This window comes from Mesorhizobium sp. P5_C1, assembly GCF_054049815.1.
The window spans coordinates 1-633 of the sequence record NZ_JBFULQ010001334.1; the positions used below are offsets into that span (position 1 = coordinate 1).

Here is a 633-nt window from a genome sequence, read left to right on the forward strand (position 1 = left end):
GGCGCTGAAACGAAGAGCGCCTGAACCAGGAACAGCCGGAATCGTAGCGACGTTGCTCCCGGAGGAACAAAACATCTCCCGGCAAATTCGTATTAGGTATGACTGAATTGCTTAATCGAGGAGGAAATCATGGGGTTCTTCGGCAAGTATTTTTCGGGCCTCTTGGGCAAAAAAGAACAGCCAGAAAAGCGCAGCGGCGACATGTGCAAGGCGACCGGGGCTGGTCCTGCATTGGCAGCTCACTCGAAGGACGCAAAGACTGCAGGCCCCAGCGGTCAAAATGCGATGGCAGCGAGGAAGAAAGCTGATGGCTGAGGCAGAAGCAATCTGGGTGGTCATGCCTCTCATGAGCCAGCGATATGCTGTCGATCGAGTGGTCCTCGCGTTCATGACAAGGCCACACCAACTAAGCCTTCAGGGAGCGACGTGATGACAGCCCAAGCAAGATCCTCGCCCCTGGCTCCCAGGTTTGAATCGCAGATGCGAGCTGTCCCGGCACCTGGTTCGGTGGTCTTTGGAGACCTTGGCGAGGTCGAACCTATAAGCCGGAAATTTGGGGGCGATCGGGGCACGCCACTCGACCGCTACTACATCGAGAGTTTCCTACGGCGCCACGCAGAGGACATCCGAGGG

1 protein-coding gene is annotated in these 633 nt (G+C 57.0%); it reads left to right on the top strand.

Annotation, left to right across the window (positions count from 1 at the left end; all coding sequences use genetic code 11):
• Positions 1–129 precede the first annotated feature (129 nt).
• Positions 130–315: a hypothetical protein gene (locus tag ACXJ7R_RS35675; protein ID WP_457155880.1), complete on the top strand. Its 186-nt coding sequence runs from the start codon at positions 130–132 to the stop codon at positions 313–315.
• The last annotated feature ends 318 nt before the right edge of the window (positions 316–633 follow it).